The 16,661-nt window shown below is 60.5% G+C and carries 13 protein-coding genes; 11 read left to right on the forward strand and 2 right to left on the reverse strand.

Translation table 11 applies throughout. The features are described 5' to 3' along the window. Window positions 1–681, reverse strand: a complete 681-nt coding sequence (locus KJP30_RS13970) for a YjbF family lipoprotein (RefSeq protein ID WP_218449874.1) — start codon at window positions 679–681, stop codon at window positions 1–3. After that, window positions 678–2,828, reverse strand: a complete 2,151-nt coding sequence (locus KJP30_RS13975) for a YjbH domain-containing protein (protein WP_224874204.1) — start codon at window positions 2,826–2,828, stop codon at window positions 678–680. The genes KJP30_RS13970 and KJP30_RS13975 overlap by 4 nt, the downstream gene beginning before the upstream one ends. A gap of 232 nt (window positions 2,829–3,060) precedes the next feature. On the opposite strand from KJP30_RS13975, the gene KJP30_RS13980 reads away from it, so the two are divergent. The 11 genes from KJP30_RS13980 to KJP30_RS14030 all read left to right on the forward strand — a co-directional run bounded on the left by KJP30_RS13980 (window position 3,061) and on the right by KJP30_RS14030 (window position 16,632). Beyond that, on the forward strand, window positions 3,061–3,897 hold the full coding sequence (locus KJP30_RS13980; protein WP_218449875.1) for a flagellar motor protein MotB: 837 nt from the start codon (window positions 3,061–3,063) through the stop codon (window positions 3,895–3,897). Between the two features lie 94 nt (window positions 3,898–3,991). After that, window positions 3,992–5,296 carry a flagellar hook protein FlgE gene (locus KJP30_RS13985; RefSeq protein WP_218449876.1) on the forward strand — a complete coding sequence of 435 codons (1,305 nt, stop codon included), beginning with the start codon at window positions 3,992–3,994 and terminating at the stop codon, window positions 5,294–5,296. Between the two features lie 35 nt (window positions 5,297–5,331). Continuing rightward, on the forward strand, window positions 5,332–6,774 hold the full coding sequence (gene flgK / locus KJP30_RS13990) for a flagellar hook-associated protein FlgK (RefSeq protein WP_218449877.1): 1,443 nt from the start codon (window positions 5,332–5,334) through the stop codon (window positions 6,772–6,774). Window positions 6,775–6,786: 12 nt separating this feature from the next. After that, on the forward strand, window positions 6,787–7,785 hold the full coding sequence (locus KJP30_RS13995) for a flagellin (RefSeq protein ID WP_218449878.1): 999 nt from the start codon (window positions 6,787–6,789) through the stop codon (window positions 7,783–7,785). Further along, window positions 7,785–8,891 (forward strand): flagellar basal body P-ring protein FlgI, encoded by a 1,107-nt coding sequence (locus KJP30_RS14000; protein ID WP_218449879.1) that lies wholly within the window; start codon window positions 7,785–7,787, stop codon window positions 8,889–8,891. The genes KJP30_RS13995 and KJP30_RS14000 overlap by 1 nt, the downstream gene beginning before the upstream one ends. A gap of 69 nt (window positions 8,892–8,960) precedes the next feature. After that, window positions 8,961–9,830 (forward strand): flagellar motor stator protein MotA, encoded by an 870-nt coding sequence (motA, locus tag KJP30_RS14005; RefSeq protein WP_218449880.1) that lies wholly within the window; start codon window positions 8,961–8,963, stop codon window positions 9,828–9,830. After that, the gene (locus KJP30_RS14010; RefSeq protein ID WP_218449881.1) at window positions 9,827–12,094 is read left to right on the forward strand and encodes a hypothetical protein; all 2,268 of its coding nucleotides are present in this window, start codon (window positions 9,827–9,829) and stop codon (window positions 12,092–12,094) included. Before motA ends, KJP30_RS14010 begins: the two co-directional genes overlap by 4 nt. A 169-nt stretch (window positions 12,095–12,263) precedes the next feature. Continuing rightward, entirely contained in the window at window positions 12,264–14,345 is a 2,082-nt protein-coding gene (flhA, locus tag KJP30_RS14015) for a flagellar biosynthesis protein FlhA (RefSeq protein ID WP_218449882.1), read from the forward strand. Next, window positions 14,342–15,109 (forward strand): flagellar biosynthetic protein FliR, encoded by a 768-nt coding sequence (locus KJP30_RS14020; protein ID WP_218449883.1) that lies wholly within the window; start codon window positions 14,342–14,344, stop codon window positions 15,107–15,109. Before flhA ends, KJP30_RS14020 begins: the two co-directional genes overlap by 4 nt. Before the next feature lie 6 nt (window positions 15,110–15,115). After that, entirely contained in the window at window positions 15,116–16,204 is a 1,089-nt protein-coding gene (locus tag KJP30_RS14025) for an EscU/YscU/HrcU family type III secretion system export apparatus switch protein (RefSeq protein ID WP_218449884.1), read from the forward strand. Then, window positions 16,201–16,632, forward strand: coding sequence for an aldehyde dehydrogenase family protein (locus KJP30_RS14030; protein ID WP_218449885.1), 432 nt, complete (start codon window positions 16,201–16,203; stop codon window positions 16,630–16,632). The genes KJP30_RS14025 and KJP30_RS14030 overlap by 4 nt, the downstream gene beginning before the upstream one ends. Window positions 16,633–16,661 lie beyond the last annotated feature (29 nt).

Consider the following 16,661-nt stretch of genomic DNA (forward strand, 5'->3'; position numbering starts at 1 on the left):
TCAGCGGCGCAGTACCTGCGAGTTGATATAGCCGATGTAGGGGCCGGCCCATTGGCGGCCGCTCAGGATATACCCATCGGCACCAACTGCGTAAGTGTTTGTAAAGTCTTGGGAAACACCATCTGCCGCGGTACATTTCGCGGTCACGACCTGTCCGGTTGTTTGAACCAGTCCGGCTGCGACGGGGATGCTGCCACCGGTCGACGTATAGCAGGAATAGCGCCGCACAAGCGTGACATCCTCGGGAGTCAGGAAACGCAGATCATAGGTTACCCGTGCCTCGGACCGCGACTGCACGTGATGCAGCAGCGCGTCTTCTTCGGAAGACATGATGTCCCCGCCAAGGCCGCGAGTCGAAGTGATCATCCCGTCCCGCAAAACAACGACCAGCCGCGATGCGTTGCCATAGGTCTGATAAGGCCCGTTGCGCTGAATATCCTGCATCAGGATCTGCGTTTTTCGCGCTTCAAGCTCGAACAGATAGACCGAGGCGGTTGTCGCCCCAAGTGCCTTGCCAAGTTGTTCGGCGGTCAGCGGTTTCGGCGCCTGCTTTTTCGCAAACAGAGCCTTTGGGATCTGTTTGATCATCGCCGTCGTGTCCTTGTTGGCATTCCCGCAGGAGACCAAGGCCAGCGCTGCCGTAAGGGCCAGACCGATGCGTTTGATGCTGCGACGGGTCATCGCCAGAACCTTCCCCAAGAATTGACAGCGTCCGGTTTGTGGTAATCGCGGACTTGTTCGTAAAGGCGACCGTTGACCTTGAGCCGTGCGCCGCCGTCACGCGACAGAGACTGGATCACGATGTCGTTCCGGCGCCGGGACGGTTGGCCAAAGAAGCTGGCTAGCGGCATGGTGAACCGGATGCCCTTGTCGAACGATCCCTCGCCAAAGTCCTCGAAAGAGGTGTCGGTCACGGTGGCATATGCGCCGATGCGCCAGCCGTTTGCGAATTCGCGGTCCAGAGCAATGGTCGCGCCATAGTCGCCGGCAAGGTAGCGGCCCACATCCAGTTGGCCGTGGAACCCGTTGCCAAAGGCATAATAGGCCGAGACATGGCCATTCACATTCGGGATTTCGCGCTTGACGCCGCTGACCGGGTCGGTCGTCGTCATGGACTGGAGCCCGAAAAGCTGGTCGAAATCACGGCGCTGGACATAGTTCAGTTCCGCACCCAGCGCCAATCTGCTGGTCACCGGTTTCCAAAGCAGTTCTGTCGAGACGCCGGCGTACATGGATTCCAGATAGCCGACCGTTACGCGCGAATAGACGTCTTTGGCCGGACGGCCATAATGCGCCAGTTGCAGGTATTCGATCGCGGGGTCACCCTCGGCCGAATACCGGGCATGGTCGGTGCGCACGCGCGGCAGGTTCGACTTGTCGAGGCGTTTGACCTTGTCGAGGTTGCCGTTGAGCTTTTTCGTGACCGACCCGCTGAGGATCAGGTTCGGAGTGATCTCGAATTCGCCCGAGGCACGCAAACCGGCGTCGAACCGGACAGGGTTGTCCGGGTCAAAGACCGAGAACTGGACGTAAGGCGCGATGGACCAGTTGAACTTCGGGTAGATGCCTTGATCCGGCGCGGGAGCTTTGCCGCGCGCGTCGTTGAACGCGGTGACAGCCAGCATTTCATTTGCCGCGTCATGTTCCAGCCGTTCCAGATCCGAGCGGCGGAAGGTGACCGAGGCCATGGCCATGCCGTTGACGACGGGAACGATCTCGAAAACCTCGACTGAGGCAGGCATGGAACGTGTCATGGCACGGGCGATACGGCCAAAAGCCTGGGACGGCGCACCATAGCGCGGGTTCAGCAGGCGGACCGTTGCCTTGTTGGCTTGCAGGTCGACGGCCTCGACAACCAGCCCTTCCTTGGCGGCCAGTTGCTTCAGCGATGCCTTGGCCGATGCGCCCGGGTTTGCCTCCATCGTCCAGCCAAGATCCGCAGCAGACCCCGGCGCGCGCGGGGCAACCGGCAGGCCGGAGGGTTCGTATCCGCCGGGCACGCCGATGGTTTTGGGGTTGGTCACAAAGGTGAACTGCGCGCCGATCTCGGTGCCAAGCACATGATAGACCGACATGTGGCCACCGTTTTTGAAACGGTAGTCAAAGCCATAGTTCCATGGGCTCTTTTTCTTGACTGATCCGCGCGCGGATTCGCGGGTGTAGTCATCCGACGAATATTCCACCTTGAAGGTGAACCGGTCGTTCGGCGAATAGGCGATCCCGCCAAAGGCGGCGACATCGCCCCGGAAAAAGCGGTCGATTTCGGGCAGGCCACCCTGACCGGTGAAGTCGTCGTTTCGCGTTCCCATCGAGCCGAAGGGCTGGAAAGACCCAAGCCTGCCCCAGCCGACACCGCCTGTCACCGTCAATCCGGGCGTCAGCGTCTTGCTCGCAACGAGGTATTCGCCGCTGTAGATGCCGGTGCCGATGAAATCCTGAATCCCGACAACCACGGAGGGTCGGAAATCCGTTTCGGTCAAGAGCTGGTAGCGGAGGTCAAAGCTGCGGTCGAAAAGCGTTTCGGTACCGCCAGAGCTAAAGTTCTCGATCGCCGAATAGCGAAAGCTGCCGGACAGACGCGGCAGGATCTGGAAATACAGCGTGCTGCGCGACGTGCCGCCCATGTGCGAGAACGTACCCGCCAGCGTTGCATCCGCAGGTACCACGGCGCTGGGCATATCGATCAGGCCCGGCGAACCGTACATGTTGAAGGAATAGCGCTGTGTTGCGTCTTCACCCTGCGCGGAACTGACCAAGGCGGTCAGAAAGGTGCCCGCCAGCGCCATGCGCCGTACGACGCCCGATTTTCCTTTTTGAAAACCCGGCATATCCCCCACCTCGTTGCCAACACTGTTTCCTTGCTCTTGCTAATGCCTTCGGCGGGCTGTGTCTATTCGGTGACGTAGGGGATGGTCGCATTGTGTGAAAATCGGCACGCCTTTGCCAAGTTATCCACAAGATGTGCTCTGAGGATGGCTTTAACGATACATTTTGAAACGTTAATCGCGTGGTAACAGGGCAAGCCCTACACCTGTCTCAGGTGAGAGAAAGGTGGGAATGATGAGTGGCGACAGCAATGTTGCGCCAGTCATCATCAAACGGAAAAAGGTCGTTGCGGGTGACGGGCATCATGGTGGTGCCTGGAAGGTGGCGTATGCCGACTTCGTGACCGCGATGATGGCCTTTTTCATGTTGATGTGGCTGTTGAACGCAACGACGGAAAAGCAACGCAAGGGGATTGCGGATTACTTTAGCCCGACGATCGCGATGGCGCGTGTTTCGGGCGGCGGCAGCGGGGCCTTGGGCGGAGATTCCATCTTTGCCGAGAACACCCTGCCGCGTGTGGGCACCGGTGCGACAAGCCTGAGACCGCAGGCGGAACGCAGCAAGGACGATGCATTTCCGTCCAGGGATCCGCAGGCCGATGGCCCGGAAACCGAAGAGTTCAAACAGGTCGAAGAGCTGCTCATGGGGCGCGGTGGCGAAAGCATGGTCGCCGACGAACTGCTTGAGCATATCGTGACCGAGGTGACCGACGAGGGGCTGGTGATCGAATTCTTCGAAACGCCAAGAGCGCGGCTGTTTGACGATGAGGCCCGCCCGACAGCATTGCTTGAGGATCTGGCGCTGATCCTTGCGCGGGCGTCGGATGTTGTGAAGAACCCCGTGGCGATCGAAGCACATACGACAAGCTATCCTGTTGTTCTGGCCAAGAACCCGGCTTGGGACATTTCGCGCGACCGGGCCGAGGTGTTCCGTGAGCTGGTCATCGCACGCGGGCTGGAATCGCAGCGGGTGCGCCGCGTGACTGCCTATGCCGACCGCGAACCCAAGACGGAGAACCGTCTGGACCCAAGGAACAGCCGTATCGAGGTTGTGTTCCTGCGCGGCGATTGATGCAGTTTTCGTGGCATTTTACATGTTAGGCCCGCGTTAAGCCCGCAGCCTTATCTGTTGTCTGGACATTCAGAGACAGCAGAAAGGCTAGTCCATGACGATCTCCTCTTCCCTCAATGCGGGTGTTGCGGGTCTTGCAGCCAATGCGACGCGGCTGGGCACCATTTCGGACAATATCGCGAACTCTGCCACCAAGGGGTACAAGCGGGTCGAGACGGATTTCTCGTCCATGGTGATTGCCGGGAATGGTTCAGGATATACCGCGGGCGGTGTGCGGACCACCACGACCCGGCTGATCGATGAAAGTGGTGCCCTTGTCGGGACCAGCAATGCCACGGATATCGCGGTGCGCGGGAACGGGTTTATCCCGGTCGCCGAGGCCACGGAATTTGCTGCAACCGGCGATCCGCAGATGTTCCTGACCACAACCGGATCCTTCCGCGTGGATGCAGATGGCTATCTGCGGACGGAATCGGGCCTGCTCTTGATGGGGTGGCCGGCCAATTCCGACGGGACGCTGCCCTCTTATGCGCGTGACACCGCAGACAGTCTGGAACCGGTGCGAATCAACCGCAACCAGGTCACGTCAGAGCCGACCACGGCGATCACGCTGGGGGCGAACCTTGCGGCGTCGGCCACTGACTTCGACGCGGACGGCATCCCCGAGGTTCTGCCGATTGAATACATCGACAATCTTGGCCGCTCGGAAACGCTGACAGTCACTTTTACCCCCACCGTTCCGGCGACCGGATCGTCCAACGAGTGGACCATGACGATCGTCGATTCCGCCAGTGACGCGGCCAGCAACCCGGTTGGCGAATACACAGTGACCTTCAATACCGGTGCGACCGATGGCGGGACTCTTGCCTCGGTGACCACCACCACGGGCGGCACCTATAATGCCACGGATGGCACCATCATCGTGAACACCAACGGCGGTCCGATCGAGATCACGATTGGCGAACCCGGCACCAGCGAAGGGCTGACTCAGGTCGGCGACAGCTTTAAGGCGCTGAACATTTCCAAGGATGGCTCTGCGGCTGGGTCCATGACCACGGTTGAAATCGACGAAAACGGTTTTGTTCACGCGCTATTCGATACCGGCGCCTCGCGGGTGATCTTTCAGGTGCCACTGGTAGACGTGCCAAACCCGAACGGCCTGATCTCGATGGACAAGCAGATCTACATGCCTTCGCCGGAAAGCGGCAGCTTCTTCCTTTGGGATGCCGGTGATGGCCCGGTCGGGGATGTCGTTCCCTTTGCCCTTGAGGAAAGCGCGACCGACGTGGCCAACGAACTGACCGCAATGATCCAGACGCAGCGAGCCTATTCGTCGAACGCCAAGGTCATCCAGACCGTCGACGAGATGCTGCAGGAAACCACCAACATCAAGCGCTGACGGTCGCTCCGCCAGCCAATTCAGGGGGTCGCTAGATGTCTCTTTCCGGCGCGCTTTACAATGCCTTCAGCGGGCTCAAGGCCAATACACTGGCTGCGGGTCTGGTTTCGACAAACGTGGCCAATGCCACGACCGAAGGATATGGTCGGCGGACTCTGGGACTGACTCCCGGGGCCGTTGGTACAACCGGTGGCGTGCGCGTCACCGGTACGATCCGGCATTCCGATCCGGTCCTGACCGGCGACCGGATGATGTCGGACGCCGGTCTGGCCAATGCCACGGTCGGTTTCAACTTTGCCAGCAGGATCGAGGATCTGGTTGGCGAATCCGGGACCCCTGGATCGTTGATGGACCGCATCAACTCTTTCGAGAATGCACTGCTGACAGCAGCTTCCAACCCGGCGTCGACCCAGCGGCTTGAACTTGTCTCGGATACGGCGGATTCGCTGGCCCGGGCATTGAATGTCCTGTCGGACGAAGTTCAGGCGGCCCGACAGAACGCCGACAACAGCATCGCCGCCCAGGTCGATACACTGAACAGTGCAATGGCCCGCCTGGACACGCTGAACGACAATATCATTCGGGCCGGTTCAACCGGCGCGGATCCAACCAGTTTTTATGACGAACGCCAGCGTGTTCTCGACAGCATTGCCGAAATCGTGCCGTTGCGCGTCGTCGAACGCGAAAAAGGTGACATTGCCGTATTCACGACCGGCGGCGCCGTGCTGCTTGATGGCCGGCCATTCGAAGTCGGGTTCGAACAGAACCATGCCATCACGCCGGGCATGACGCTGGCTGCGGGCGATCTGTCCGGGCTGACGCTGAATGGCACGCCGGTCAATGCGGCCCGCATGTTCGCTGGCGGCAGCCTTGCCGCCCAGTTTGAGATCCGAGATGTGTCTGCGGTCGAAAGGCAGGGCCAACTGGACGGCATCGCGCGCGATTTGATCGAACGGTTGGGACCCGGAGGTCCCGACACGACGCTGGCGGCAACCGATCCGGGGCTCTTTACCGATGGCGGATCGGCATTGATCGCCGCCAACGAAACTGGACTGGCCGGACGCATCGAAATCAACACTCTTGTCGCGCCGGGCAGCGGTGGGGCATGGCGGTTGCGCGACGGTCTGGGTGCAGCCACTCAGGGAGAGGTCGGTGACGCCCGGTTGCTGCAAGGCATTTCCACGGCCCTCAGCACCTCCAGCGTGCCGGGGTCCGGCGGGTTGACGGCGATCGCCCGCAGCTTTGCCGATCATATTTCCGAATTCGCCTCGACCGCCGTGGGCGAACGGGTGCGCGCGGAAAACGACCAGACATTCGTATCGATCCAGAACACCGCGTTGAAAGAACTGGAACTGTCAAAAGGCGTCGACACCGATCAGGAACTGCAACGCCTGATGCAGATCGAACAACACTACACCGCCAACGCCAAGGTCATGTCGACAGTCGATGACCTGCTTGAGCGGTTGATGTCCATTTAAGGAGAACCTGACATGGAAGTCATCGGGGATATGGCGCGGGCGCTGGTCCTGCGCGCCAACCAGGTACGCCTGCGAGAGGAAATGGACCAACTGGCGGTCGAGGTCGCCACCGGTTTCGTCAAGGATCCGGGGCAGCATCTGCATGGAGATCTGACCGGGCTTCAGTCCATCGACCGTTCACTGGCGCGCCTGGACACCTATCGCGTGAACACGACAGAGGCGACCTTTCTCTCGGGGTCGATGCAGACTGCTCTCGACGAGATCCAAGGACGAAGCGAGACGCTGTCGCAAACGTTGATCGCCGCGGAGCTGACGCCGAATTCGGCCTTGCTGAACACCATGTCGGACGATGCGGAAAATGCATTGGCACAGGTGTTGAACGGGTTGAACCGGTCAGTGGCTGGCCGGTTCCTTTTTTCCGGCACCGCGACAGACCGAGAAGCCGTGCAGGGCGTCAATGATGTGCTGAACGATGCGCGCGCTGCGCTTGTCGGTCAGACAACAATGTCAGGGATCGAAGCGGTTCTGGATACGTTCTTTGGCGCGGGCGGGACTTATGAGACGACCACCTATCAGGGCTCGAATACCGGGCTCGCGCCGTTGAAGCTCAGCGAAACTGAAACGGCCAACCTTGATATCCGGGCCACCGATCCTGTGTTCCGCGAGGTGCTTAAACCCATGGTTATGGCGGCGCTGGCAACCGATGGCACGCTGGCTTTGTCCCAGGACGTTCAGATCGAAATGCTGACGACGGCGGGTGAGGATCTGCTGGCCGCGCAGCAGGATGTTGTCGAATTGCGCGCCGGTCTGGGCGCGCTTGAGGCGCGGGTCGAAGAGACAACGGCGCGCAACTCGGCCGAATACACGGCGACCAATATCGCCCGGCTCGATCTGGTCGGGACCGACCAGTATTACACCGCGTCCCGCTACGAAAACATCCGGACACAACTTGAGAGCCTTTACACCATTACCGCGCGGTCCCAGCGGTTGTCGCTTGCGGAGTACCTCTGATGATCATGCGAATTCTTGTTGCTTTCAGCCTGATCCTGTCGCTGTCCTTGCCGGCGGGTGCGCAATCCGTCCGGATCAAGGACCTCGTCGAGGTTGATGGAGTGCGATCCAACGACCTTGTCGGCTATGGTCTTGTCGTCGGTCTGAACGGGACGGGCGACGGCTTGCGCAACTCGCCCTTTACCGAAGAGATCATGTCCAACATCCTGGAGCGGTTGGGCGTGAACGTGACAGGTGAACAGTTCCGGCCCCGCAATGTCGCGGCGGTTCTTGTTACCGGCAAGCTGCCTCCGTTTGCCCGGATCGGTAGCCAGATCGACATCACCGTTTCCGCGATCGGCGATGCCAAGAGCCTGCTGGGTGGCACCCTGATCATGACGCCGCTGAATGCTGCCGACGGTCAGATTTACGCCGTAGCCCAAGGGACGATCATCGCCGGAGGGGTCGAAGCGGAAGGCGAAGCCGCCCGCGTTGTTCAAGGCGTACCTACCGCAGGGGTCATCCCGTCGGGTGCCCGGGTCGAACGCGAGGTTCCCTTTGATTTTACCCAGCTTTCAACATTGCGCCTTGCGCTGCGTGAACCGGATTTCACAACCGCCGCGCGGATCGAGGATGCAATCAACCGAACCATCGGGCGCAGCGCGGCCACCATGCTGGATGCGGGTACTGTTCAGGTTGATCTGCAACGCACCGGTGCGCGATCGCCTGCACGGGCGGTTGTGGCGATCGAAAACCTGCCCGTGGAACCACAGCGCCGCGCGCGGGTCGTCGTGGACCAGAGGTCGGGAACCATTGTCATGGGCGCGGATGTCCGCATCTCGCGGGTCGCGGTTTCGCAAGGCAACCTGACGCTTCGCATCGAAGAAGCGCCGCTGGCCATCCAGCCCAACCCGTTCAGTGACGGCGACACGGTCATCGTACCGCGTACCGGCGCCTTGATCGAGGAAGAGCCGGGCATCGGACTGGCCGAGGTCCCGACAGGGACCAACCTGTCCGAAGTGATTGCGGGCCTGAACGCCCTTGGGGTTAGCCCGCGCGACATGATCGACATCCTCAAAAGCATCAAGGCCGCGGGCGCGCTGCATGCGGATTTCGTGGTGATGTAACGCGGCCGATGAGGCTTTGTTAACGGCTGGCTGGCAGGTTGGCGTCAGAACTGGATCAGGAGAGCTAGAATGCTCGGAATCATTGGTATCGTGGTCATTTTTGCCATGGTTTTCGGCGGCTACCTGGCTGCCGGCGGTAAATTGGGGATCATCATCAAGGCGCTGCCGTTTGAATTCATGATGATTGGCGGCGCGGCCACGGGCGCTTTTCTGATCAGCAATGACGGGGCAACGGTCAAACATACCCTCAAGGACATCGCGAAGGTCTTTAAGGGGGCCAAGTGGAAGCCAGACGACTATCGCGACCTGCTGTGCCTGTTGTTCGAACTGATCCGGCTCGCCCGTCAAAACCCGGTGGCCATCGAAGAACATGTGGAATCGCCGGAAGAGTCGAACATCTTCGGCAAGTACCCCAAGATCCTCGCGGATCGGTACGCCATCGAACTGATCTGTGACACGATGCGATCTGTTTCCATGAACTACGATGACCCGCATCAGGTCGAAGAGGTTCTGGACAAACGATTGGAAGCGATGCAGCACCACGCGCTGCATTCCAGCCATGCCTTGCAATCCATGGCAGATGCCTTGCCGGCGCTGGGGATCGTCGCCGCAGTTCTTGGGGTGATCAAGACGATGGCCTCGATCGATCAGCCGCCCGAAGTTCTGGGCAAACTGATTGGTGGGGCGCTGGTCGGGACCTTCCTTGGCGTTTTTCTTGCCTACGGGCTGGTCGGACCCTTCGCGGCAAAGGTAAAGACCGTCGCCGAGGAAGACCTGCATTTCTACCACCTGATCCGCGAAGTCCTGGTGGCCAACCTGCACAATCACGCGACAAATATCTGCATCGAAGTCGGTCGACAGAACACGCCGGACCATTATCGGCCCAGCTTTGAAGACCTCGAAGACGCGTTGAAATCCGTCAAGCAGGAGGCAGCATGATCCGTCTGGCCTTGTTTTTCCTGACAGCGCTTCTGCCGGTAGCGGCCTGGGCCCAGGTTGTTACGGTAAGGAGCGGTGAGCACGGTGATTTCACCCGGTTGGTCCTGTCCGTTCCCGAAGGAACCGGGTGGGTCCTTGACCCGGATCCGGACCGCAATGTGATCGGGCTGAACCTTCAGGGCGGCCCTTTTCAGTTTGATACCGAGTCGGTCTTCAATCGCATTGGCACAGAGAGGATCCTGAGCCTGTCCACGGATGCCGACGGTCGGCGGTTGAATGTTCAATTGGGATGCCAATGCGCCGCCAATGCCTTTGTCTTGCATGGCACCATGCTGGTCGTCGACATTTCCCCCTCGGATGAGCCGCTTCAACGCGTGGCCGGAGCCATGCCGACGTTCAATCCGCAACCGGCGTTTGCGCCGAAACCCTTTGCGCGTGAACTGTCGCAGTTGCGTTTCGATGATCGGCCACGAATCGGCCCCGAAGCGGTTCGATCAATCGATTTACCCTATTTGCCTCAACGTCTTGACCGTGATCCTGCGGGGGCTCCTGGCAAGGAGCTAGCCGAAGTTTCCAAGGATCTTGGGCGTCAGATTGCCGCCGATCTTGCCATCGCCGCAACGCAGGGTTTGTTGGACCCGGCTGTGCGGTCGGTTGATGATCCTGATCCGGTCACCCTGCGCCCGGACCCCGATCACGTGGCAGGAACTGATCCCAAGGCACCGGACACACTCAACCCCGCGATCCGTCTGGCGGCAGGGTTGTCCGGGATCGATCACAAGGATTTGCAGAAGGGGCGGATCTCTGTCGGGGGTGAAGTCTGCATAGATGAGGCCATGCTTGCGATCGAATCCTGGTCAGAAGAAGATGACGATCCCAGCGTCGTTCTGGCAAAGCGCCGTGGGGACGTTTTCCGGGAGTTTGACAGGATTTCGCCCGAGGCGCTGCAATCCTATGGCAAGGCTCTGATATACTACGGGTTCGGGGCCGAGGCGCGTTCGGTTTTGAAACTGCAACCCGACATGGAGTTGCCCGTCTTGATAGCGTTGAGTTTCCTCGTGGACGGCAACGAGGACCCGGCGCAACTCTTTTCCGGAATGTCTCATTGTGACAGTCCGGCCGCACTCTGGTCCGTATTGGCCCGGTCGCCGGATCCAGCAGCCCCCAAAATCGCCGAGGCTGCGATTTTGAGAGGTTTTGAATCCCTCCCGCGGCACCTTCGGTCACATCTGGGGCCTCAACTTGTCGAACATTTGGCTGAGGCCGGTTACCCGCATACGGCGCAAGACGTCTTGCGGCGGCTTCAACGTATGGAAGGCCATGAAACAGATAGCATTGCCTTGGGCAAGGCACAGTTGGCCTTGCGAGGCGGTGATCCTGCCGATGCGGGCAAACGCTTGCACGACCTTTCGGTTTCCGGCGGACCCGAGGCGGCCAAGGCGGTTGCCGCGGCCATCGACCTGGCTGAGGCGACCGATGCCCCGGTGCCTGAGCGGATCGTCGAACTGACGGATGCTTTCGCCACCGAACTGCGCAACAGCGAAGATGGACCCAAACTTTGGCAGGCCCATGTGCGGTCTTTGTTGATCAACGGTCACTTCGATGCAGCCTTTGATGAAATGAAAGCCGAACACGGGATGCCGGCCGATGTACTGAAGGCCACGCAGCAATCGGCACTTCGCACCTTGGTGGACAAGGCGGACGACATTCTGTTCCTGAAACACGCAACGCTTGCCCTTTCCCAAGGCGTCCACCCTGAGCAAAAGCAACTTGGTACGGCGATCGCCGAACGGTTTATCGACCTTGGCCTTGCAGAGGCAGCGATGCTGCAACTTGATACTCTGGCGGGTGCCGGGGAAGATCCCGGAGTGCGGTTGGCCCGGGCGCGGGCGCTGCTGTCGCTTGGCCGCCCCGAAGAGGCAGAGATCATCCTGATCGGTCAGCGCGGGGACGAGGTTGCCAGATTGCGGGCCGAAGCCAGAAAGCAGATGGGGGACCATGTGTTTGCGCGCAACATTTTCGAGGAAGTCGGCGAAAACCGCGAAGCGGTCGAGGCTGCTTGGCTGTCTGGAGAATGGAAAGACCTGTCCGAGGGTGACAGTGCCTTTGCCCCGGCAGCTGCCTTGATGGATGCCGAGCCGGTGGATGTCGATCCGGCCAATGTCAGCCTTGCGGGCGTGGATGCCGTTTTTTCCGCGAGCACACGGTCACGGGAAACGCTGCGTGCCTTGCTGGATGCCACCGCCATCCCGAACGATCCCTAAAATTCGTTACGGTTTGTCAATTCTTCTGCCTTAGCCAGATTGCAGGGATGCAAAGGCGGAGTGACCCCAACATGGCGCTTTCAGGCTGGAAATCGAAACGGGGCAGGGGCGCTGACGCGGTCCGCCCCGAACTCGTATCGGGAGCAGGACACAAGCGGGCGGCGGCGAAATGAAACTGACCGCCTCAAACCTGTTCAAGCCAACCATCCTCATGGCGCTGGCGCTCATGGCGGTGATCGTCATGATGATCCTGCCGATGCCGTCATGGGTTCTGGACGTTGGCCTTGCCGCGTCCTTTGGGCTGGCGATCCTGATCTTCACGGTCACGCTTTTCATCGAGAGACCGTTGGATTTCTCGGCCTTCCCGACAATCCTGCTGACCTCGCTTATGCTGCGCCTGTCGCTCAATGTCAGTTCGACCAAGCTGATTATCGGTCAAGGACATACGGGCACACATGCGGCGGGTGAGGTGATCGAGGGATTCGCCAGCTTCGTCATGGGCGGCAGCGTGTTCCTTGGCCTCGTGGTTTTTGGCGTGCTGATGATCGTGAACTTTGCGGTCATCACCAAAGGGTCGGCCCGAATGGCCGAGGTTTCGGCCCGTTTCGCCTTGGACGGTATGCCGGGCAAACAGCTGGCCATCGATGCGGACATGTCCGCAGGCGCAATCGACCACGCCGAGGCGAAACGGCGGCGCGAGATCGAACAGCAGGAAACGACATTCTTTGGCTCGCTGGACGGGGCGTCCAAATTCGTGAAGGGCGACGCGGTTGCAGGTCTTTTGATCACCCTGCTGAACCTTGTCATGGGCATCATCATGGGCGTCGTCGTCCACGACATGGCCTTGTATAACGCCTTGGAAACCTACGCGATCCTGACAGTTGGCGACGGGCTGGTCTCGCAGATCCCTGCTGTCATCATCTCGATTGCCGCGGGCCTGTTGTTGGCGCGCGGGGGATCGACCGGATCGACCGACGTGGCGATTGCCAAACAGTTGGGCCGCCATCCGTCCGCTTTGGTTGCCGTGGCCGTTCTGATGGTGCTGTTTGCGCTGGTTCCCGGCCTGCCGTTTGTTCCTTTCATTCTTGGTGCCTGCGTTCTGGGCGCGGTGGCCTGGAATATCTCGAAACGGCCACCGGAAAGCGAGGCAGATGACGAACAGACGGAAGAAGAACCCGCCGCGCCCACGCAACATATGGGCGACGTTCTGGATCTCGACGACATTCATGTGGAATTTGCGCCGGACCTTGTGAACATGGTGCTGGATCCGGGCACGGGTCTGGACGTGCGGATCGCCAACATGCGGCGGCACATTGCCTCGCATTTCGGGTTGATCCTGCCGGAAATCCGCCTGACGGATGCGGCGGCTTTGCCGACCGGGACATATGTGGTCCGGATCCATGGCGTGGAAATGGCGCGTGGAGAGCTGAACCCCGATTTCGTTCTTGCCCTTGTTCCGGAAACCAGCGGCGCCTTGCCCAGCGGGCGCGACGTGACGGAACCTGTCTATGGCGCGCCCGCTCGCTGGATCCGTCCTGAGGATCAGGAAAAAGCGGCCATCACCGGTGCAACCATCGTGTCGCCGACCGAAGTTCTGGCGACGCATCTTCTGGAAGTGATCCGCCGCAACTTTGGCCGGCTTCTGACGCTCAAGGCGCTGCGGCGGCTGTTGGACGAAATGGTTACGTTGAGCAATCAGACCCGAGCCGAGGCCAACCGGAAACTGTTGGATGAACTGATCCCTGACAAGGTCCAGATCGACACCCTTCTTCAGGTTCTGCGGCTTTTGCTGGATGAACAGGTGTCGATCCGAAACCTCCCGCTGATCCTCGAAACCATTGCTGAAATGCGTGGTCAACAGACCCAGCCCGAAGTGATCTGCGAACATGTGCGGCAGCGTCTCGGGTTCCAGTTGGTGGCAGGGATGCGGCGCGACGACGGGACCATTCCTCTGGTTCAGCTTGCACCGGAATGGGAAGAGACCTTCCTTTCCTACCAGGTCGAAAGCAGTCAGGGCGCGCTGGACGTCGCCCTGCCACCAGAGAAGTTCGAAGCGCTGACCACCGGGCTTGCGGCCACGATCGGTGACGCGGCCGATCGCGGTGTGACACCGGCGGTTGTGACTTCGGCGCGGCGTCGGCGGTTCCTGCGCACCGTCATGGTGGCCAAGGGGCTTAGCAATCCGGTCATGTCCTACGAGGAAATCGGGCTAGAGGCGCGGCCAGCGCTTGTCGGGGTCGTCGCGGCATGATCGGAGCCCAGCCCCTGATGGATTTGCTGGGTGATACGTTGTGGGTGTCGCTGATCGTTTTCCTCAGGGTCGGTGCGGCCATGGCGGCTTTGCCGGGGTTGGGGGAGCAGGTGATCTCGGCCCGCGTGCGTCTGGTCGTGGCCCTGATGCTGACCGCCGTTGTCACGCCCGCGGTTGCGCCGCGCCTGGACCTTCCCGACCCTGCGCTGGGCAGCTTTCTGTTTGCCTTGGCGACCGAAAGCCTGTCCGGGCTGTTCCTTGGCATCATGCTGCGCCTCTTTGTCATCGCGATCCAGACGGCGGGGGCCATTGCGGCGCAGTCGACCTCATTATCGCAGTTGCTGGGGCAATCGGGGCTGGATCCACTGCCGGCCATGGGCCACATCCTGACGATGGCGGCCCTTGCCCTGTTGATGGCCACCGGTTTTCACGTAAAGGCGGCAGCCTTCCTTGTGCTGTCTTATGACTTGCTGCCCGCGTTGCAATTTCCGAACCCGTCGGACGTGGCCGAGGCCGGGCGTCACCGCGTTGGCCAAAGCTTTGCCTTGGCGTTCAGCCTTGCAGCGCCCTTTGTATTGATGTCGGTGATTTACAATCTGACGCTGGGTGTCATCAACAAGGCCATGCCACAGCTTATGGTTGCCTTTGTCGGCGCTCCGGTCATCACCTTCGGCGCCATAGCGCTGTTGCTGGTTGCTGCGCCGATCATGCTGGCGATCTGGCTGCAAAGCTTCGAAGCTTTCCTCGCGGCTCCTTTCAGGTAGGTCGGCATGTCGGAACAGGACGAATCCTCTGAAAAGAGCCATGAACCATCCCAGCGCAAGCTGGAAGAGGCCCGCAAGAAAGGCGAAATTGCCCGCGCGCCAGACCTGCTGACGGCCATGGCCTACCTTGGCATGCTGCTCTGCATGGCGGCGATTGGCGGCTATAGCCTGCCCCGGTTCGCCGAGTCCTTGCTGCCCATGATCGAACAACCTGATCGGCTTCAGGGACTGTTTTTTGGTGACGGGGCGACTGCTGTGACCGGATCGCTGATCGTAGCTGGGCTGATGCCTGCATTGCCGTTTCTCATAACGCCCGGAATCCTGATCCTTCTGACCCTCTTTGCGACACGCGGACTGGTATTCACCGGGTCAAAACTCAGCCCCAAGATCTCGCGTATCAATCCGCTCGAGAACGCGAAGAACAAGTTCGGTCGGCGCGGCCTGTTCGAGTTTTTCAAGAGTTTCGTAAAACTCAGCGTCTATTCCGTCCTGCTCGCTTTTTTTCTGCGCGGTCAGTTGGACGTGATAGTCGGCGCGGCGATGGGGACCCCCGGCGAGGTGGTGCTACGGATGACGGAACTCATGCAAGAGTTCCTGTTGATCGTCGTTCTGATTGCCGCGGTGATCGGCGGGATCGACTGGTTCTGGCAAAGGGCCGAACACATCCGCAAGAACCGCATGACCCAGAAGGAACTGCGCGATGAAATGAAAGAGGCCGAGGGCGATCCGCATCTGAAACAGCACCGCCGGATGCGGGCGCAGGAATTGGCGCTGAATCAGATGATGGGCGAGGTGCCCAATGCCGACGTGGTCATCGTCAACCCGACTCATTACGCGGTTGCCCTGAGCTGGAGCCGCATGGCGGGGTCCGCGCCGGTCTGTGTGGCCAAGGGTCATGATGAAGTGGCCTTGCGGATCCGCGAGGCGGCGAAAGAGGCGGGGGTGCCCATCCATTCGGATCCGCCCACCGCGCGGGCGCTATATGCCACGACCGAGATTGGCGATGAAATCGCTCCGGATCACTATCGCCCGGTTGCCGCAGCAATCCGTTTTGCCGACCGAATGCGCAAAAAAGCCAAGGAGAGAGGCTGGTGACACGAAAGTTCGAGGATCTGACCACCGCGACCGGAGTCTTGCTGGAGCGTGAGCTGGAAGCCCATCGCTGGAACCTGTCTGAATCCGCGCAGATTGCCGGTGAGCTTGCCCAGATCGACGCCATGCGCCAGGCGGCGCAGGCAGATCAGGGCGCCATCAATGCGCGTCAGATCCTTGGGGCTGACACATTGTGGCAGGGGTGGCTGGTCAGCAAGCGGGCCGAAATCCTGCGCCGCAGCGCCATGGCCCGCGCGCGGGAGGCAGACAGCCTTGCCCGTGCCCGAACGGCGTTTTCCCGCGCCGAAGCGGCGAAATCCCTTGCGCAGGCCGACAAGGATGCCGCCCGCAAACGCAGGCTGCAATCCGAGGCTGAAACCATCGAGATGCTTGGCGTCCTGAGAGAGGGGCGCGCCCGCGGCTATGATTAACGCCCGGTGACATGCAAAGGCCGCCCGAA

The organism is Antarctobacter sediminis, assembly GCF_019218285.1.
GTDB lineage: Bacteria > Pseudomonadota > Alphaproteobacteria > Rhodobacterales > Rhodobacteraceae > Antarctobacter > Antarctobacter sediminis.